Consider the following 16,888-nt stretch of genomic DNA (forward strand, 5'->3'; position numbering starts at 1 on the left):
TCTCTTCTTTGACAAGCTATGATTTTATCCTTGAAGCTCTATTTTATGAAGCATTATTATATGCATCTTCATAGAGAATTGGTATTACCAATTACCAATTACCAATCACCAATTACCAATTACCCATTACCCATTACCCATTACCAATTACCCATTACCAATTACCCATTACCCATTACCCATTACCCATTACCCATTACCCATTACCCATTACCCATTACCCATTACTAAAAAACCTAATAGGTAGATTCCCATAGATTTTGATAATTTTGATTGCTATACCTTGAAAAGTATGTTACAAATATAACCTTACAACTTCAGATTTTGCTTAATTTTGACGACATCAAGGGCGAACGACTAATAAAAACTATGGCTTTTAACATTGGGGTGCTGAATCTACCTATTCTCAGACTGGGTTCTGAGGGTGCTTATGTCAGTGCTTGGCAAAGTTTTCTTAAGAATGAGGGATATCCAATTGAAGTTGTTGATGGTGATTTTGGTCAACTTACCGATAAAGCAACTCGAATTTATCAACAAAAAAATAATTTAGATGTTGATGGTGTAGTTGGTAATGGTAGCTATACCCAAGCAGCTAAACAAGGTTTTATTGAAAAAGGTTTTATTCAACAAGTACCGAACATTCAAGGTAATCAACTATTGAATTATCTTGGTTTCGGAGAAACAGAAGTTAAAAACTTACAAGCAAGCTTAAATCAAGTTGCACGCCTAACCCCAGCTTTAGTTGTTGATGGTGACTTTGGTCCCAGAAGTAGTAAGGGGCTAGCAGAAGCATATTTAAAAAGAGATATACGCCTCAAAGGTGAATTAGAAGCTGTTATTAATGATGTAACAAAGCAAAGCTTGCGAGAATATTTTGCCCGATCAATGCAAATATTCGACAAATACGCCAGAGTTCTTCGTCTCCGTTTGAGCGGACCTCACTGGATTAAATCTTTTCCTACGAGTAGAGCGATCGCAGATTTAAAATCACCCTTTCGTCAAAGAGTTCAAAGATTTGAAAAAGCATTAATTGATGCAGGTTGTCAGGTAATTGTAACCGCAACCCATCGTCCGAGAGAAAGAGCCCACCTCATGCATTACGCATCGAGAATTGCTCGTAGAAATATTTACCCAAGATATGTACCCGGACTCAAAGGAGTAAACATTGATTGGGAACATTATACTAGAGCCGGTTCTATCCGAGGTGCTCAAGACATGGTGGATGCTTACGGTATTGGTAATAATCCCGTATCGCTACGTTCTAGACATATACAAAGATTAGCTCTTGATTGGATTATTACTTGGGAGGGAAGAATTAAGATTAAGGATGCTCGTGGAAGAATAATAACTGTTGGTGCGCCGACAGATGCTTCTGCAAATCAAACCATGTGGAGAATAGGTGCTTCCTATGGCGTCTATAAGTTGGCTGGTGATCCACCTCATTGGTCTATAGATGGAGCTTAGTATTTGATTTGCGAACATATGAATCATGTAGAGATGCGATACGGTTACCCTACGATGCTATGTGCAGTGCAAGATGCGCTTATCGCGCCAATAAGACTGCATCTCTACAATACTGATTCTCACGAATAATTTAGGATTGTTATAACTAGTAAATTAAACCTTGAAATCTCTTATCTCGACGTATTATCTCAAAATCAGGATCGTTTTGCGCTAACTTTTTATATCTATCGGGAGCCTTATCAATAACTTTTTTGAGATTCTTTAAGGCTAAGCTAACATTGTTCTGAAGAGCATGAATACAAGCCTTATTGTAATATGCTTCAGTAGTATCGGGCGCAATTGTAATCGCTTCATTGTAAGAATCTATTGCTTCTTGATAGCGCTGTAATTTAGATAGAGCAACACCTCGATTGATCCAAGCCTCATACTTATTAGGTTTAATTCTAAGAGCTTGTTCGTAGGAATAAATTGCCTCAGGATAACGTTCTATTTGTGCTAAGACATTACCTCGGTTATACCACGCATGATGTTGGTTAAACTGAAGACTAATAGCTTTATTATAAGATGTTATTGACTGTTCATAAAGTTTGAGTGCAGCTAGAGCATTACCTCGATTATTCCAAGCTTCAATATTATCTTTTTCAATGACAAGTAGTTGATTATATAGATTTACAGCTTCATCATAATAATGATTGTCTAGCAAACTATTAGCTTGTTGCAATAATATTTGAGCATCCTGAGAATGATGTGCTTGTATCAAAAACTGGGAAATATTATTTTCCAGAACTATGGGCTGCACCAATTCTCTCGAACGTTCTCCCTTTTGAACACAGCCAAAAGAGAATAAAGCTATTAGGCTTGAGACAACTATGCAGCGGCAGTTGACCATGCTTTTCCTACAGAACTCATGTTTTTATAGTAAATCTTTAAGTGCTCTAATAAAATAAAAAATAAATATTAAATTATTTTGATATAATTTTAATGCACTTACACAAATAGACTAAATCGCACCAAAGATGGTCGCAATTTGCTTTATATCCAAAATTGAAAGAATTAGATTGATTACATTTCTATTTGTTTATATTGTCAATATTGCTAAATTACACTCAGTTTATATAATATCTGACAGGTAGTTTTGTCAATATTTACGATGATATTTAGATAAAAAATTATTTTGATTATAGTTAGATATTTCTCTTGATTTTGTCAATACAAATGATATTTGTTTATTTATAAATTTATTGTAAAAGTATCAGAAAATTATATGTTTTAGAACTTACTTCAACTAGATGACATTATCAATTTTAAAAAAATTATATCTTTTAAAACTTATATTTATACCGTAAATTTAGATTATGGCAAGAGTTCAAATGGATCTCTTTTTAGGCGACAGCCAAGTAAAAAATCCGATTGATTCAGCTCAAAGCTGAAAGTAGCATTTTCACTACAGAATTATTATACTGATAAATACTCGGTATTCAAGAATACTTATTTTTGGGTTATTTTGAAATTATAGAGGATAAGATTAAGAGTCAGAATAAAAGTAGTGATTTATAAACAGTAAGTATAAAATTTACGTGCTAATCATTTTCAGTGGGAGCGAGGGGAAAAGTATGGAACCTCAGGTTTCTCGATCGCTGCACAAACAAATAACATAATATTAAGTAAAGTTAATTAAAAATATTAAACTAAACAGTTGAATTTGAGAAATAACTACAAAGGCAAAACACCATACCTAGTATTTGTTGATTTTTTCTGCATGACATTGCATTTTTATTATTTAAACAGCAAAAAGCAGGCAGATAAGAGTAATAGATTAGGGTATGCTACAAGCGCATAGAAAAAATGAGTATTGAATCCAACTCTCACACCAATGAGTCCCTTAACCGAGATTCTATTCTCGAAAATCAATTATCACCAGAAGATGGCGATCGCAACGACAAGAACTTTTTGTCTGTAACTGGTAATAAAGAACAAGAGATAAATGACGTATTAGCTGTATTACAATCCGAACAAAACAGGATAAAGCTAAGTAAAGCTTCTCAATATAAAGCCAACGATAAATCTAAGAATGACGGGGCTAATAGTGATAAGGGTAATTATGTTTACAGAAATGGTACCAGCTTAAATATACTTCAGCCAAAAGCAACGGTAATTGCCCTACTAGCGATCGCTCTTACCATCATTGGTATTTCTCTGGATAACTTATTTATAGGTGCATTAGGTATATTAGTCAGCTTGTTCTTATCGGGGACTATTTTAATACCTTGGTTTAAAGTTGTACTTAGTGAGTGGTTGACACCCCAGCAGCGCTCTTTAACAATTGCCCTGATTGGTTTAACAATTGCAGTTATTGCCATAGTTAGATTTTCTGACGTTCCAATTAACTGGGATGCCTCTGGTACCTTAGCTGAGTGGTTTGGAGCATTAGGACAAATTTTAATTGCAATTATTGCAGTCTATGTAGCTTGGCGACAGTATGTTATTTCCAAAAACTTAACAATTCAACAAAATTTACTGACAGTTCAGCAGAATAATCTTACAATCCAACAGAATAGCATTACTCAACAGCAAACAATCGATTCTTATTTTCAAGGAATATCCGATCTAGTATTGGATGATGAAGGATTGTTGGAGGATTGGCCTCAAGAACGTTTATTAGCGGAAGGAAGAACTGCCGCAATTCTTGGTAGTGTCGATGCTCAAGGTAAAGCTAAGATTATTCGTTTTCTTTCCCAGTCTAAATTGCTTACTCCCCTCAAGCGTGATAGTCATTTAGGTAGAGCAATTTTTGATGGCAAGGGCGGTTATGCTGAAGATAGATATTACGGAGTAAGAGTGATCGATTTGGGTGTGATGCTCGCAGGAGCAGACCTTTCCCGCAACGATCTACGTTGGACAGATTTAAGCGATGCTAATTTGGTCAGAGCCAATCTCAGTGATTGCGACTTAGTAAAAGCCAATCTGGCTCGCTGCATCCTTTACGAAGCAAATTTAAGCGATAGTGACCTCAACAGCACTCGTTTCTTTTACGGTACAGCAGAAAATGCATCACCACGCAGTCGTGACTGTCCGCCAAACTATAAGACTGGCGAATATACTGGCGCAGTAGTGCAAAATGTTGACTTCAGTAATGTTAAACGAATGCCGGAACGTGTGAAACATTATTGTTGTACTTGGTGCGGAGAAAAAAGTAGGGCTACTATCCCTGGTGGTTGCGAAGGTATTCCTAATAAGTTAGAGGAGGGGACTGGGGATTAGCGACTGGGGATTTGGGGAAAATGTGGGAAGTGTGGGAAGTGTGGGAAGTGTGGGAGGATGGGGAGTGTGGGAAGTGTGGGAAGTGTGGGAAGTGTAGGAAGTGTGGGAGGATGGGGAAGACTAAATTACTTGTTACTGTGCGCTGTCGCGCCCCGCTTACGCTAACATTACTTGTTACTCATTACTTGTTACTTATTACTCCTTACTTATTACTCCTTACTTATTACTCCTTACTTATTACTCACTTAACAACCACAGTTAAGCCTTTCTCAGCAGAGTTCCTAGCCGCTTCTGCTACCCTCAGGGCATACAAGCTTTGTTCGGGAGAAATGTACAAGGGTGCACCCTCAAACAAATGCTCTAAAACCATATTTGTATCTTTATAAAATAAACCTTTACGACTTGGCAAATCTATTGAAACAGTCTCTTTTTTCTGCATTAAAACGCCTTTAGCACCTTCAAAAATTAGTGCGCCATTTTCACCGTGAACTTCAAATTTCCGTTCCCGTTGCCACAGACTTTTACCCTTACCATATAAGATTTCTGCCAAAACCCCATTCTCAAAACGGAGTTGAGCCGTACAGATACAACCTTGGTAATATTGAGCGTCTTCATTTAAAAATCGATTATGGCAATTGACAGTTTTTACATCGCCAAATAGATCTATCAGACGATAAATTCGTGAAAGTGCACCCATCAAAGGAAAACCGAATAGATCGTGATTGTAACTCCACCTCAAACTTATGGGATTTTGTGGCTTGATGGTGCGATAGGAAGTGTAGAATACCTTTCCTAATTGAGGTACTCTTTCTTTGAGTGAAGAATGCAAACCACCTAAAACCTCAATATGCCCCACGTGTAAAAGTTTATTCTGAGCCTTGGCAAGAGCAATAATTTCTAAACCTTGAGTCACATCTAAACTCAAGGGATACTCCACAACAATATGCTTACCTGCAGATAATGCAGCCAATGCAATTTCCCCATGATGTTGATTAACTGTACTTGCAACAATTAGATCTACATCTTGACGCTCTATTAACTCCTCCCACCCTTTAACTACTTCACAGTTATATTGTTGAGCGAATGCTGCTGTTTTATGGGGTGTATTGCCAGCTACTGCGACTAAATCTGAACGTGTATCTCGTAAAAATGCTTCTGCCCTTAATTTTGCTGCATAACCAGTCCCAATGATACCTACTTTTATCGGTCCTGCCCCTGGAGCACGAGAAAGATTATACATGCTAGTCTTTCGCTGCTTTTTTGATGTTCGGTATTGATTTTGCCTGCGTGCAAAAAAATATTTTTTTTACTGCCTGCAATAAAATCTTACTTAATGAATATACCTTTATTTGGAGATTTATGCATCAAGATATCAATGACCTCTGACTTTTGCAATTAGAACTTATCCGCAGCAGGTTATTTTAGCCTATATGTAATAATTATGACTCAATAATCTCAGTTTTGATTGGCAAAATAAGCATTTTAGAGTTTTTGTATAAAATTAACTTATATTTAAGTTGAAAACAGTCTAAATAGATAAGTAAAACTTATTAGTATTGGATAACTAAATTTCATTACTAATCGGGTTGAAAATTCAGTTACACGATCAAATTTTTCTCGTAGTATCAGAATTGAAGCAAAATTAATTTTGATAACTCACTTAATAAAAATATAAGTGAAGTTGGACTAATTGCTTTAAATAACTTATACTGCCGAACTCAAGAGAGAGGATTAACAAAATGGCATCTTACAAAGTTACACTTATCAGCGAAGCCGAAGGCATCAATCAAGTCATCGAATGTGAAGACGATACCTATATTCTTGATGCTGCAGAAGAAGCAGGTCTAGATTTACCTTATTCTTGTCGTGCTGGTGCTTGTTCCACATGTGCTGGAAAAATCACAGCAGGTTCTGTAGATCAGTCTGACCAATCATTCTTAGATGATGACCAGATGGAAGGTGGATACGTACTTACTTGCGTTGCTTACCCAACTTCTGATTGCACCATCGAAACTCATCAAGAAGAAGCTCTCTACTAGGGTTGAGACAAAAAAAAGCAGCACACAGAGAGACAAAGTATTACTCTGCTGTGTCTGCGAAGTTAACTTAGTTGAACAAACATCTAGTCTTATCATAAGCAGGAAAGCCAGTTAGTGTGTTTTCCTGCTTAATATTTAGAAATGTTTGCCACCCATCATTTATTGTGATAGAGATGTGGGTGAAGACCTTATGGTGCTACCCGCAAGTTAACAGTTAAAAGTTAAAAGTCAAAAGATATTCTACGGACACTCTAGGGAGCAGGGAACAGGTAACAGGGAACAGGGAAATGAAGAGTGAGAGAAGAGTTATTATAGGACCTGAATTCTACTTTTGTGCAATTTGGTTAAGAGTTTGAATTTGAGTGCCGGGATAGTAAAATTTCAAAATCCGGTCATTAGACCAACCTAATTCAGCTAATTTTTGTGCGCCAGTTTGACTCAAACCTACACCGTGTCCCAAACCACCTCCTACGAAAGCATAACCCCAAATTCCAGGTTTTCCTTTATTTAAAGGTTGTAAGTAAAATAATGTGCTAACGGGAGCAGCAAAGGCGCTACGAACTTCGTCTTTATGCAAATGAAAAGTACCGATATCAGTGTTAATGGCTAACTGAAGAATACGTCCACCTTTACTTCGCTTCTCAACAACTATGTTGTTAATTTGTTTGAATTTAGCAAAGGGACTGTTTTTGACTTTCAAGAACTTCTGTAAGCCTTTGGTGATATCTTCCATACTTGTTTCCCGACGCCAACGAAACCAGCGTTGTTCGCTTTCATTAAAGCCTTCTTCCAAACTGATAAATTTCCGGAAGTTTTCTTCATCGGCTAAGCTTTTTTGAGATAAACTCCAAATATTAAGGTGAGAATCGATGATTGGACGCAAATAAGGACGTTGAGTACCGTTCCAAACATCATCGAAAAAAGCTGTTACGCCACCAGTTGTGGAAGAATACAGAGCATCAACTAATTTATTGTCGTAGGTAAGTACCATTCCTCTTGTGGAAGCGATCGCTCGATCTGTGCTCGAACTTGCACCAGTGATCCCAAAGTAAACTTGACAGTGTGTATCCGCACACAACTCATAGTTATCAACAGCAAATCTACGCACATTTCTCAGAGCATAGGTGCGAGCAATAACAGCTTGTGCTTCTAAGGAAGCCTTGGGAGCATTCCGACCAATTTCATAGGGTACAACTCCCCGCAAATATTTTTCGAGGGGTACTTGATTTACTAATGTGTAGGTACCATAAGCATTTGGTTGTACGCGCAATCTTCCGGGGTAAAGCTTAGCTCTTTGAGAATTTTTATTCGATCTAACTCTAATTAAATTTTTGTTACTACTAATTTCTAAGTGTTCGCGGTTATAACGGTTATTCCCAATTACCCAGCTAATTTTTGGTTCTTGCTTGAAAATATTTGTTTTGATATAAGCTAATTTTTTACCTACTTTTTGTACGTTCTGTAGTAGTAAGCGTCGTAATAGTGGCGTGTTATAAACTTCTCGTTTCGCCCAAACTTCCCAGCGTTCGGGTTGGGCTATTTCCACTTCTATCCCTTTTTCCCGCCACTTTTTAGCACCATCTTCTGCTGCTTCAAAAGTACGAAATGTTCCTAAAACTACTCTTTCATCAATTTTGGTATCTGACAACTTTGCCATGTTAATTTCTAAGTTCACCGGATTAGCTGTGACCAAAGTCTGGTCTTTACCCTGTTTTTTGAACTTAAGTTTCAGGAGATCGCCATTTGTTGGTTCGAGTTTGAGCTGTCGCTGAGGATCTTCACCAAATCGCTGTACTATTCCCACACTCAATTCTACATCTCCAGTAGTTTTCGCGTAAGTATAAGTGCTGGTGATTAATGGTAAAAAAAGTGCTGTTAAAATTCCAGATGAAAAACGCCAAATCCAAATATTAATTGAAACCAAGATGTTCTGCCTCTGCCGCCTACTAGTTATTTTTTTTACGAGTACAATTTCATTTTTGTGGTGCGATTAGGCACTTAATAATATTATGACTACTTTTTCCCAATCTGAATGGTTGCTAAACAAAGTCATAACGAGTATGATTAATTTAAGAATAAAAAATATGATTACTAAAAAAGGTTAAGGTTAATGAGAGTAGAGGAAATTCCATTAGATCGAATCAAAAGACCATTACCGAGACAGAACGACCCGGAAAAGGTCAAGTTTTTGATGGAGTCGATCGCGCAGATAGGTCAGCAAGAACCAATCGATGTTTTAGAAGTAGAGGGACAGTACTACGGTTTTTCTGGTTGTCATCGCTATGAAGCCTGTCAACGTTTGGGTAAGAAGACAATTTTAGCAAGAATTCGCAAAGCTCCGAAAAGTGTTTTAAAAATGCATATGGCGTGAAATATGGCGCTATACACAAGTCATATCATGTCCGGTAAAACACTTGTAATAAGGTTAGTAGTAGCGCTTTAGCGCGATAGATAAACATTGGCGCTAAAGCGCTACTACAAACATATTTTTTCATAAGTAATTAAGCGGACATCATATCATTGGCGGATCCGTAAGTAGCGCAGCTAGAGCTTTTATGGCGTCGGCGTTAGCCTAAGCGCGTGTCTGCAGGAGATAATAGACGAGAATAGGACATTAATGCAGTGGTGTGCAAGCATAGCAAAAGTCAAAAAATCAACAAAATAGCTTTGCTAACAAAACAGACCCTGTAAGAAGGTGTTAGCACTAAGTGCTAATGCATGAAAGATATCTAAGTTAGAGCCTTATACTCGACCTTACAGGCTCTAGGATAACGCAGGTATCGTGAACCACAAATACAGCAAAAGAAAAAAGTTTCCTATTCATAGTTTTCAATATTCATTAATGTCCTAACATAATTATGTAGTGCGATAAATTCAAGTCTTAATTTTTAGGAGGCTCGAAAAAATAACTTCCCAATAATTTTTCTTGCTCTGCGTTATTACTTAGCCTTCGCCATTCAAAATTTAGGAAATTATTTATGCGAGTGTCCTTAGCTCTACCAATAAAGTCATAAAGTCATACTTGTGCTAACAGGAATTCTTTGTGCAACCGATTTATTCGAAAATTGATGTTGCATAATTGTTTGGATGAATTGGCGCTTGAAGCAATTGAACATTAGTTCTAAATTCGGCAAAATCATCCCATAATTCAGCAACACCCAAAAATTAAATATTGATGAAGTACTAACCAAAAGCTAATAGAGAAACAACGGAAACGAATCCATTAGGAGAGAGACAATGCAAACTCAAGGTGCAAATATCAACGCGATCCCCGTCAATATTGGTATTGATGAAGATAGCAGAGCAAAAATAGCTGAAGGACTATCTCGTTTGTTAGCAGATACTTACACTTTGTATCTTAAAACCCACAACTTTCATTGGAATGTTACGGGTCCAATGTTTCAGACTTTGCATTTGATGTTTGAAACTCAGTATACAGAGTTATCTGCAGCAGTAGATTTGATTGCTGAAAGGATTCGTGCACTTGGTTATCCAGCACCGGGAACTTACAGCGAGTATGTGAGATTGAGTTCGATTTCCGAAACTTCAGGGGTTCCAAAAGCTAACGAAATGATTCGCTTGTTAGTCGAAGGACAGGAAGCTGTGATTAGGACTGCGCGTTCTATTTTTCCAGTAGTTGAAGAAGTAAATGACGAACCGACTGCTGATTTATTAACTCAGCGGATGCAAGTCCACGAGAAAACTGCTTGGATGTTGCGTAGTTTGTTAGAAAACTAATTGTTAGAAGATTAATTGTCGGAAGATTAATACTTTTTTGCGATCGTAATTATTGAGGTTCTGCTCTGTATCATATTACTTGAGGCAGAGCCTCAATATTTTACTCAGATAGATAGCTTGGTGAGTCTTCTCTACAAAAATTTTGGTTTTTTAATCTATATATTTTTAGCTTTTCGTTCTAGTTTAGCTATATCTTGTTCCCAAGATTCTAAAGCACGATCGCGCTTCCTCATATTGTCATATGAAGGTTGAGGTAACCCCGTTAGAGGATTATATGTATAATACCGATTAGATAATCCTTGAAAACGTTCCGTTTCTTCATTCGGTAAAATATTCTTTTGTCTGAGCCATTGTTCGCAAAAATATTGCCAACAATTTTAATTTACGTCTAATATGAAGTGAATTCAAGCTTGTAATATCAAGGTTTTCAATATCTGTTATAGATCAAATTTGTAGTTGTTGCCACGAAATTAGGTTATTTAAGCTTCTAAGTCATGTAAGGCGTAATTTCGTTGTTGTCAGAGCTTTAATCGGAGAAATAACAATGAAAATAGTATTAGTTGTTCTTGGTGGTCCAGGTCATATTTTTCCTATGCTATCCTTAGCAAATCAACTAAAAATGAGCGAACATGAGATCGTAATTTGCTCTCACCTAGATGGGAAAGAAAAAATTGAAGCGGCTGGGTTTAACTTTTATCCTTTAGCAGAAATACTAGCTCCTAAAGGGTATTTTAATTCAATGATGATGAATAATAATACTGGCATTAAAGCTATGTTCAACGGTTTAAATACTATGGATAAGCTGAGAGGAAGTGAAATAGAAGATTTGACAGAATTTATTTCCAAAGGGAAACCTGATATCTTAATAATTGACTTTTTACAAACGTCAGGTATTGCAGTTGCGGAAAAGTATGAGATACCTTACTTTATCATTTCATTAAGTTTACCTGAAGGTTTTGATGCTAATATACCGCCAATTGCGACATCTTGGCAATACGAACAAACTAATTTTAGTAAAGTCAAAAATAGAATTGCTAATTATATCTTTAATAAAATTTTTGAACTTGCTTCCACTACAATTAACGAATACACCAAAAAAAATAAACTTTCTAAGTTTAAAGGTATTACTCCAGGAGTCAGAAATTCCTTAGCTTACATAACCCAAGTACCAAGTCAATTTGATTTAACACAAAAATTACCCGAAAATGTTTATTATACTGGGCCTTTTGTTAATAGTTTAGTCAGAAAAAATATATTTGAATTCCCTTGGGAAAAGCTCAATGGTAAACCGATTGTTTACGCTTCTTTAGGAACGATAGCTAATAATAAACCTAAGATATTTAAAACGATCGCTTCTGCTTTTGAAGGAATAGAAGCTCAACTTATTATGTCAGTTGGCGATCTTATAAGTCAACAGGAAATTGATGCAATACCAGGAAAACCACTAATAGTTAGGTTTGCTCCACAGCTAGAGATTTTAGACAAGGCGAAATTATTTATTACCCATGTAGGAATGAATAGCACCTTAGAATCTTTAAGGGCTGGTGTTCCCATTCTCGCGTTACCCCAAACATCTGACCAGCCAGGAATTGCAGCTAGAGTTAAACATATTGGAGTAGGAGAATTTATCCTCTCAAAAGATATAACTGTTGAGTCTATTCGCAGCACGGCAAAAACCATTTTAAGTAATCCAGAATACAAGCAAAAAGCAGTCGAGTTTTCTCAATTAACTAGTATGCAAAATGGCTGTCAATTAGCTGCTGATATTATTGAGTCTAAAATATTGCTAGAGACGTAGCATGCTACGTCTCTGAGGGTTTAGGTTAACGGTCTACGTCAATTAACTTCTGCGTCAATTGGCTATGACACTTACCATTTCCATTATGTTCGTGCTTACGAGGACAACCTTGTAAATCTTGGCTCATCAGTTTTTCGGTAGTATCTTTCAAAGAATCATTTGCAGGTTTTAAACCAATCCAAGCATCGATACGTTCAACATCAAAGCCGACCTCTCGACGTTCTCCCACTTGAAATTGGTATCGCTAATTGCAAACTATAAAGAGGTTCATCGTAATCTGAATTTGAATTAGTATCTACCCTTAGATAAACTCGACTTGGATAGCTACGCAAAAGCCTCACCTGCAAACGTGCTTTCAAATCTCGTAGAGAATTAGCTAAAGGAGTTGAAGAGGGATCAAATAAATCCTTTGCTTCTTTCCAAGCATTATTAACAGCTATGATTTCTCTTACTAGCTGCTCGATGGATGGATTTAAAAATTCCACGATATAAACTTTCTGTTAATGGTTATTTATATAGTTCCCATTTAGTAAAGAATTTTTAAAACTTATTATCTTCTAAGTTGAGGGTAGATACTGAAAGAGACAACCCACCGGGTCGTCTCTACAAAGATTTTGGTTTTTGATTCGTGGTTCAAATAAATGAAAACTGCTGTAAAAAATTATTCACGCAAGAATCACTTGTAAATCTAAAATAAAATCAGGAAGAATATCTTCAGCAGATAGACTTGCAGGAGATTGTAATATTTCTACTTTCTGACCGACACGATAAATTTCTACTTGCTTATCTTGAGGATTTATTAACCAGCCCAACTTTAAACCGTTTGCTAAATATTCACGCATTTTAGCTTGAGTATCTTCCACATCATCGCTGTCAGAAACTAATTCCACTGCAAAGTCGGGACATAAAGGTAAAAATTTCTTCCTTTGTTGTGGTGTCAGAGCATCCCATTTTTCCATTCTTATCCAAGCTGCATCAGGAGAACGAGTTGCACCATTGGGGAGTTTAAAACCAGTGGAAGAATCAAAAGCTTTACCTAAGCCATATTTACGATTCCAAAACCATAGTTGACCCAGTAAATCAAAATTACGATTACCCGTTTCTCCCCCGGTGGGTGACATGATAATTAATTCTCCCTCAGAATTCAATTCCAAGCGCAATTCTTTGTTAACAGCGACAATTTGCTCAAATTCTTCATCAGTAAATTTGAGGTTGGGGGGTAACTGTAAAGTTAAAGCACTCATAATGAATTCTGCTCCACTCAAATTCTAGTAGCATCAAATTTATGTGCTGCTAAAAAAGAATATCTCATCTCTATATTAAAAATAAAAACGAGCGCGGAGGGATTCGAACCCCCGACCTACAGAACCGGAATCTGACGCTCTAATCCACTGAGCTACGCGCCCTCGTTATTACAAACGAAATTATTTGTTTGCATACCCGAATAGTATACCTTGGATCTTCTTGACTGGCTATAGGTAGTTGGTGATTTATTTTCGTGTAGGAAGGTTACATTTTCTACTGTTCTCCCTTCCCCGTACCCTGTTCCTTGCTCAAAGATAATTCGCCGGATTCACGGGTGTACCATTTTTCCTTACTTCAAAATGCAGGTGAGGACCAGTCGATAAACCTGTAGAACCAATAGCAGCGATCACTTGTCCCCGTTTAACAGATTCACCTTCGGAAACATAAAGTTTGCTGCTATGACCATAAAGGGTGGTAATTCCTTTTCCGTGGTTGATAATTACAGCATAACCGTAACCACCGTACCACCCGGCAAAAATCACAGTTCCCGAGTCAGCAGCACGAATCGGACTTCCATGACTCGCTGCAAAATCCATACCTGTATGCATACGTCGATAACCAAGCTTGGGATGAATCCGAAAACCAAAAGGACTGCTGATCCGACCATCGCTAGGAAACGCCATAATACCACTACCGCGAATCCAGTTTCTTTTACTATTGGCTTTTGCAAGTTCTGCGGCTCTGATTTTTTGTTGAATTAAATTTCCTATAGCTTGTGAGTCTTTCTGGAGTTGAGCTTGAGCAGCTTCCAACGCGAGGCGATCGCTATTCAAACGCCCGACCAATTCTGATTGTAATTGTGCTTGGGTTTGGTAATCTACTTTTTGAACGAGCAATTGTTGACGGATTAAAGCTATTTCATTTTTTTTGGTTTCAACTTCGGTTCTTTGTTGTTTGATTTGATTTGCTTGTTGAGTAAGTTTGACTAAAATTTTCTGGTCAGCTTGATATAACAACTTTAAGTTGCGACGACGACTAAAAAAATCGTTCAAGTTTTCGCTCTGCAATAAAATAGCCCATCCTTGAGTTAATTGCGATCGCTGCAAAAATCGCAATCTTGCAACTACTGCTGTTTGCTGCTCTTGATAGGAGCTTTGTGCTGCTATTAGTTCTGCTTCTAATTCTTGTAGACGTTTACTTGCTTGTTGTAATCGTTGTTCGCTATCTTGAATATTTTTATCGGTTGTTTTGAGGTTTTTTTCTAGACCAGTTAAATGCTTTTTTGCTTTTGTTTCTAAATTAGTCAGGCGTTGTTTTTCTTTGGTTACTCCCTGATGCTGCTGCTTGATTTGTTGTTGTTGCGATCGCAGTTGTTTAATGGTTTGTCCTGAAGCTTGCTGACCTACAGTAAAAAATACTGGATGAGAAAATACTAAGAATAATATTAATGATAAACAAAACAAACCGTATAAAAACGGATTCAAATGTTTGGGAAGATTGATTTTTGGTGAAGATAATAATTTCATCTGGTTAGATTTACTCAAGCAAGCTCAAGAAGCATCATCAGTATGATTCCCAAAATTCACTGAATTTACACAGTTTTTATATTTAGAAATTACGCAACTGGCATATTTGCAAGGGTAGAGTGTGCGACCAGATTATAAATTAAGTACGGTAAATTAGGGTTTACAGTGTCGCGCACCAATGAGAGAGACAACAGCATAAGTTCTGATCTTGAACTTTAAAGTCTAAAGTCCAAATAACATAGAAAGTAATGTTCTTAATTCATAATTATCTGAAAGTCAAGATTTAATTTACTGATTAATAATATCTAAAAATATTTGCGTCAATATTTAAGTTTACAAAGGTATTAATAGAAAAACATACTTATTCTTTTTATAAACATATAAAGTTTACTTGAATTAAAAATTACATCATACGTAATTTTCAATACGACATTATTTACTTAAAACAAATATTATAAGATTTGTTATAACACTTGCTGCATCTACCGTAGTAAGTAATAGATTTCAACAAATGAATATTAAAAAAACTCTTTCGCTAAAACAGCCGGAAGTAGGTAATTTTATTCGTGAATTACGTATATTCTTTGGGCTCACTCAAGAAGAGTTTGCTTCACATTTGGGGGTAACATTTCCCACTGTTAACCGCTGGGAAAATGGTCGAAATCAGCCTTCCAAAATGGCTATGCGGCAACTCGAGAAGATGCTTATAGATATGGGTAATTCGGGGCAAGAGCTACTTAAAAAATATACTACTAATTAGTTCCTTGTTTAATTTTATAATCGGTTAATAGTTCCTTATTTAGCTAATATCTGCAATAAAGTTTCTTGTTAATGCAGATACTCACTCTTAGTCTTTGCAAGTGCAAATAATTCAATATTTGCAGCAGACTTGTGCTGTTTATTTATTTGTAATCTATTAAATTAATTCTACTTAAAATTAATACAAATAGGACTTGGTAATTATGACCTTCGCCAAGAAAAATTCGTGTACCTTTATGATTGGGACTGAAGAAAATCGGGTTACAGCATTAAAAGAATTACTAGGGTATCCATTAGTTAAACGCGATCCAGAAGGTTCTGCATTTTGGTACTTGCATCCCGGCGAAGATGAAGAGGAAGCTTTAGAAACCTGCCCAATTGCTGTTGGTTTTTATGACGAGTTAAATACAGCTACAGACCAAGAGATTAAAAGATTTTTAACATCCAAAGAAAAAAAGCAAGAAATATACGGTCATTATTCTAATAGACATTTTGAACAGCAGCCTGTAATGTATTTGCTGCTACCTACTGATAGCTTGCGTGGCGAGGTAGGAACCATAGAAAATATTGGAAGAGTATCTTTTGTATTACCGATAGATGGGGTATCTCAACGCCAACGTCAAGTTCAAACTTTCAGATGGGATTCAGACGAATTAAGTACTAGATTAGCCAGACTCAAGTTGGAATCTTTATTGCGAACAAAGCGAAAGTATATCAAAGAGGATGCTTTTTGTAAGATTCCTTTAGTTGAATGGGTATTTTACCCAGCTGCTAAAACATCTAGAGAACTAGCACAACAACTCGCTGATTTTTCTTTGCGAATGGAACAAGCTATCAGTGAAATGAAAAAGAATGATGAAGGGTATCTACAGGATTTATATGACAGTTTTAAGCGACAATTGATACCAGAATTAAAGTGGGCTTCAAATGATGCAAAAAAATATAGCTTTGCGGATATTTTTGCTCAGACAATTATAGCAACCGCCAGGTTAGCTAGGACGCTAAAGTCAAGACATGCTCCATGGCTTCTCGCAGTGTTCCAAAATTCTCGAGTTGTT

At 36.6% G+C, this 16,888-nt stretch carries 14 protein-coding genes, 1 tRNA gene and 2 pseudogenes; 9 read left to right on the forward strand and 8 right to left on the reverse strand.

Going from position 1 to position 16,888, the window contains the following annotated elements:
• Window positions 1–45 precede the first annotated feature (45 nt).
• Together BC008_RS49415 and BC008_RS10585 are read left to right on the forward strand one after the other, a co-directional pair.
• Window positions 46–231, forward strand: coding sequence for a hypothetical protein (locus BC008_RS49415; protein ID WP_161938102.1), 186 nt, complete (start codon window positions 46–48; stop codon window positions 229–231).
• 93 nt (window positions 232–324) lie between these two features.
• Window positions 325–1,464 (forward strand): peptidoglycan-binding domain-containing protein, encoded by a 1,140-nt coding sequence (locus BC008_RS10585; protein WP_235595848.1) that lies wholly within the window; start codon window positions 325–327, stop codon window positions 1,462–1,464.
• A gap of 145 nt (window positions 1,465–1,609) precedes the next feature.
• On the opposite strand, the gene BC008_RS10590 is transcribed toward BC008_RS10585, so the two are convergent.
• Complete coding sequence (locus tag BC008_RS10590) at window positions 1,610–2,353, reverse strand: tetratricopeptide repeat protein (RefSeq protein WP_027846585.1); 744 nt, start codon at window positions 2,351–2,353, stop codon at window positions 1,610–1,612.
• A gap of 956 nt (window positions 2,354–3,309) precedes the next feature.
• On the opposite strand from BC008_RS10590, the gene BC008_RS10595 reads away from it, so the two are divergent.
• Window positions 3,310–4,725, forward strand: a complete 1,416-nt coding sequence (locus tag BC008_RS10595) for a pentapeptide repeat-containing protein (protein ID WP_027846584.1) — start codon at window positions 3,310–3,312, stop codon at window positions 4,723–4,725.
• Window positions 4,726–4,966: 241 nt separating this feature from the next.
• Here BC008_RS10595 and BC008_RS10600 read toward each other — a convergent pair whose 3' ends face one another.
• Complete coding sequence (locus BC008_RS10600) at window positions 4,967–5,965, reverse strand: Gfo/Idh/MocA family protein (protein ID WP_058183516.1); 999 nt, start codon at window positions 5,963–5,965, stop codon at window positions 4,967–4,969.
• Window positions 5,966–6,464: 499 nt separating this feature from the next.
• Here BC008_RS10600 and BC008_RS10605 point away from each other — a divergent pair, with 499 nt between their 5' ends.
• The gene (locus BC008_RS10605; RefSeq protein ID WP_027846641.1) at window positions 6,465–6,764 is read left to right on the forward strand and encodes a ferredoxin; all 300 of its coding nucleotides are present in this window, start codon (window positions 6,465–6,467) and stop codon (window positions 6,762–6,764) included.
• 325 nt (window positions 6,765–7,089) lie between these two features.
• Here the strand turns inward: BC008_RS10605 and BC008_RS10610 are convergent, their stop codons facing one another.
• Window positions 7,090–8,679 carry a SpoIID/LytB domain-containing protein gene (locus tag BC008_RS10610; RefSeq protein WP_036268701.1) on the reverse strand — a complete coding sequence of 530 codons (1,590 nt, stop codon included), beginning with the start codon at window positions 8,677–8,679 and terminating at the stop codon, window positions 7,090–7,092.
• A gap of 195 nt (window positions 8,680–8,874) precedes the next feature.
• On the opposite strand from BC008_RS10610, the gene BC008_RS10615 reads away from it, so the two are divergent.
• From BC008_RS10615 to BC008_RS10625, 3 genes are all read left to right on the forward strand, one after another.
• Window positions 8,875–9,135 carry a ParB N-terminal domain-containing protein gene (locus BC008_RS10615; RefSeq protein ID WP_027846642.1) on the forward strand — a complete coding sequence of 87 codons (261 nt, stop codon included), beginning with the start codon at window positions 8,875–8,877 and terminating at the stop codon, window positions 9,133–9,135.
• A gap of 866 nt (window positions 9,136–10,001) precedes the next feature.
• Window positions 10,002–10,502: a Dps family protein gene (locus BC008_RS10620; RefSeq protein ID WP_036267803.1), complete on the forward strand. Its 501-nt coding sequence runs from the start codon at window positions 10,002–10,004 to the stop codon at window positions 10,500–10,502.
• Window positions 10,503–11,046: 544 nt separating this feature from the next.
• The gene (locus BC008_RS10625; RefSeq protein ID WP_027845959.1) at window positions 11,047–12,300 is read left to right on the forward strand and encodes a glycosyltransferase; all 1,254 of its coding nucleotides are present in this window, start codon (window positions 11,047–11,049) and stop codon (window positions 12,298–12,300) included.
• 25 nt (window positions 12,301–12,325) lie between these two features.
• Here the strand turns inward: BC008_RS10625 and BC008_RS10630 are convergent.
• The 5 genes and pseudogenes from BC008_RS10630 to BC008_RS10645 all read right to left on the reverse strand — a co-directional run.
• Window positions 12,326–12,532 (reverse strand): annotated as a pseudogene (locus BC008_RS10630) (hypothetical protein); the annotation flags it as partial.
• On the reverse strand, window positions 12,501–12,785 hold the full coding sequence (locus tag BC008_RS48195; protein WP_153009562.1) for a hypothetical protein: 285 nt from the start codon (window positions 12,783–12,785) through the stop codon (window positions 12,501–12,503). The gene BC008_RS48195 and the pseudogene BC008_RS10630, both read right to left, overlap by 32 nt.
• 180 nt (window positions 12,786–12,965) lie before the next feature.
• Window positions 12,966–13,544: a Uma2 family endonuclease gene (locus BC008_RS10635; protein WP_027845958.1), complete on the reverse strand. Its 579-nt coding sequence runs from the start codon at window positions 13,542–13,544 to the stop codon at window positions 12,966–12,968.
• A gap of 88 nt (window positions 13,545–13,632) precedes the next feature.
• Window positions 13,633–13,706: transfer RNA gene (locus BC008_RS10640), tRNA-Arg, on the reverse strand.
• A 147-nt stretch (window positions 13,707–13,853) separates the two neighbouring features.
• On the reverse strand, window positions 13,854–15,071 hold the full coding sequence (locus BC008_RS10645; RefSeq protein WP_027845957.1) for a murein hydrolase activator EnvC family protein: 1,218 nt from the start codon (window positions 15,069–15,071) through the stop codon (window positions 13,854–13,856).
• A gap of 511 nt (window positions 15,072–15,582) precedes the next feature.
• On the opposite strand from BC008_RS10645, the gene BC008_RS10650 reads away from it, so the two are divergent.
• Together BC008_RS10650 and BC008_RS10655 are read left to right on the forward strand one after the other, a co-directional pair.
• Window positions 15,583–15,831: a helix-turn-helix domain-containing protein gene (locus tag BC008_RS10650; protein WP_027845956.1), complete on the forward strand. Its 249-nt coding sequence runs from the start codon at window positions 15,583–15,585 to the stop codon at window positions 15,829–15,831.
• Between the two features lie 202 nt (window positions 15,832–16,033).
• Window positions 16,034–16,888, forward strand: a pseudogene (locus BC008_RS10655) (hypothetical protein); the annotation flags it as partial.

Source organism: Mastigocoleus testarum BC008 (assembly GCF_001456025.1).
Taxonomy (GTDB): domain Bacteria; phylum Cyanobacteriota; class Cyanobacteriia; order Cyanobacteriales; family Nostocaceae; genus Mastigocoleus; species Mastigocoleus testarum.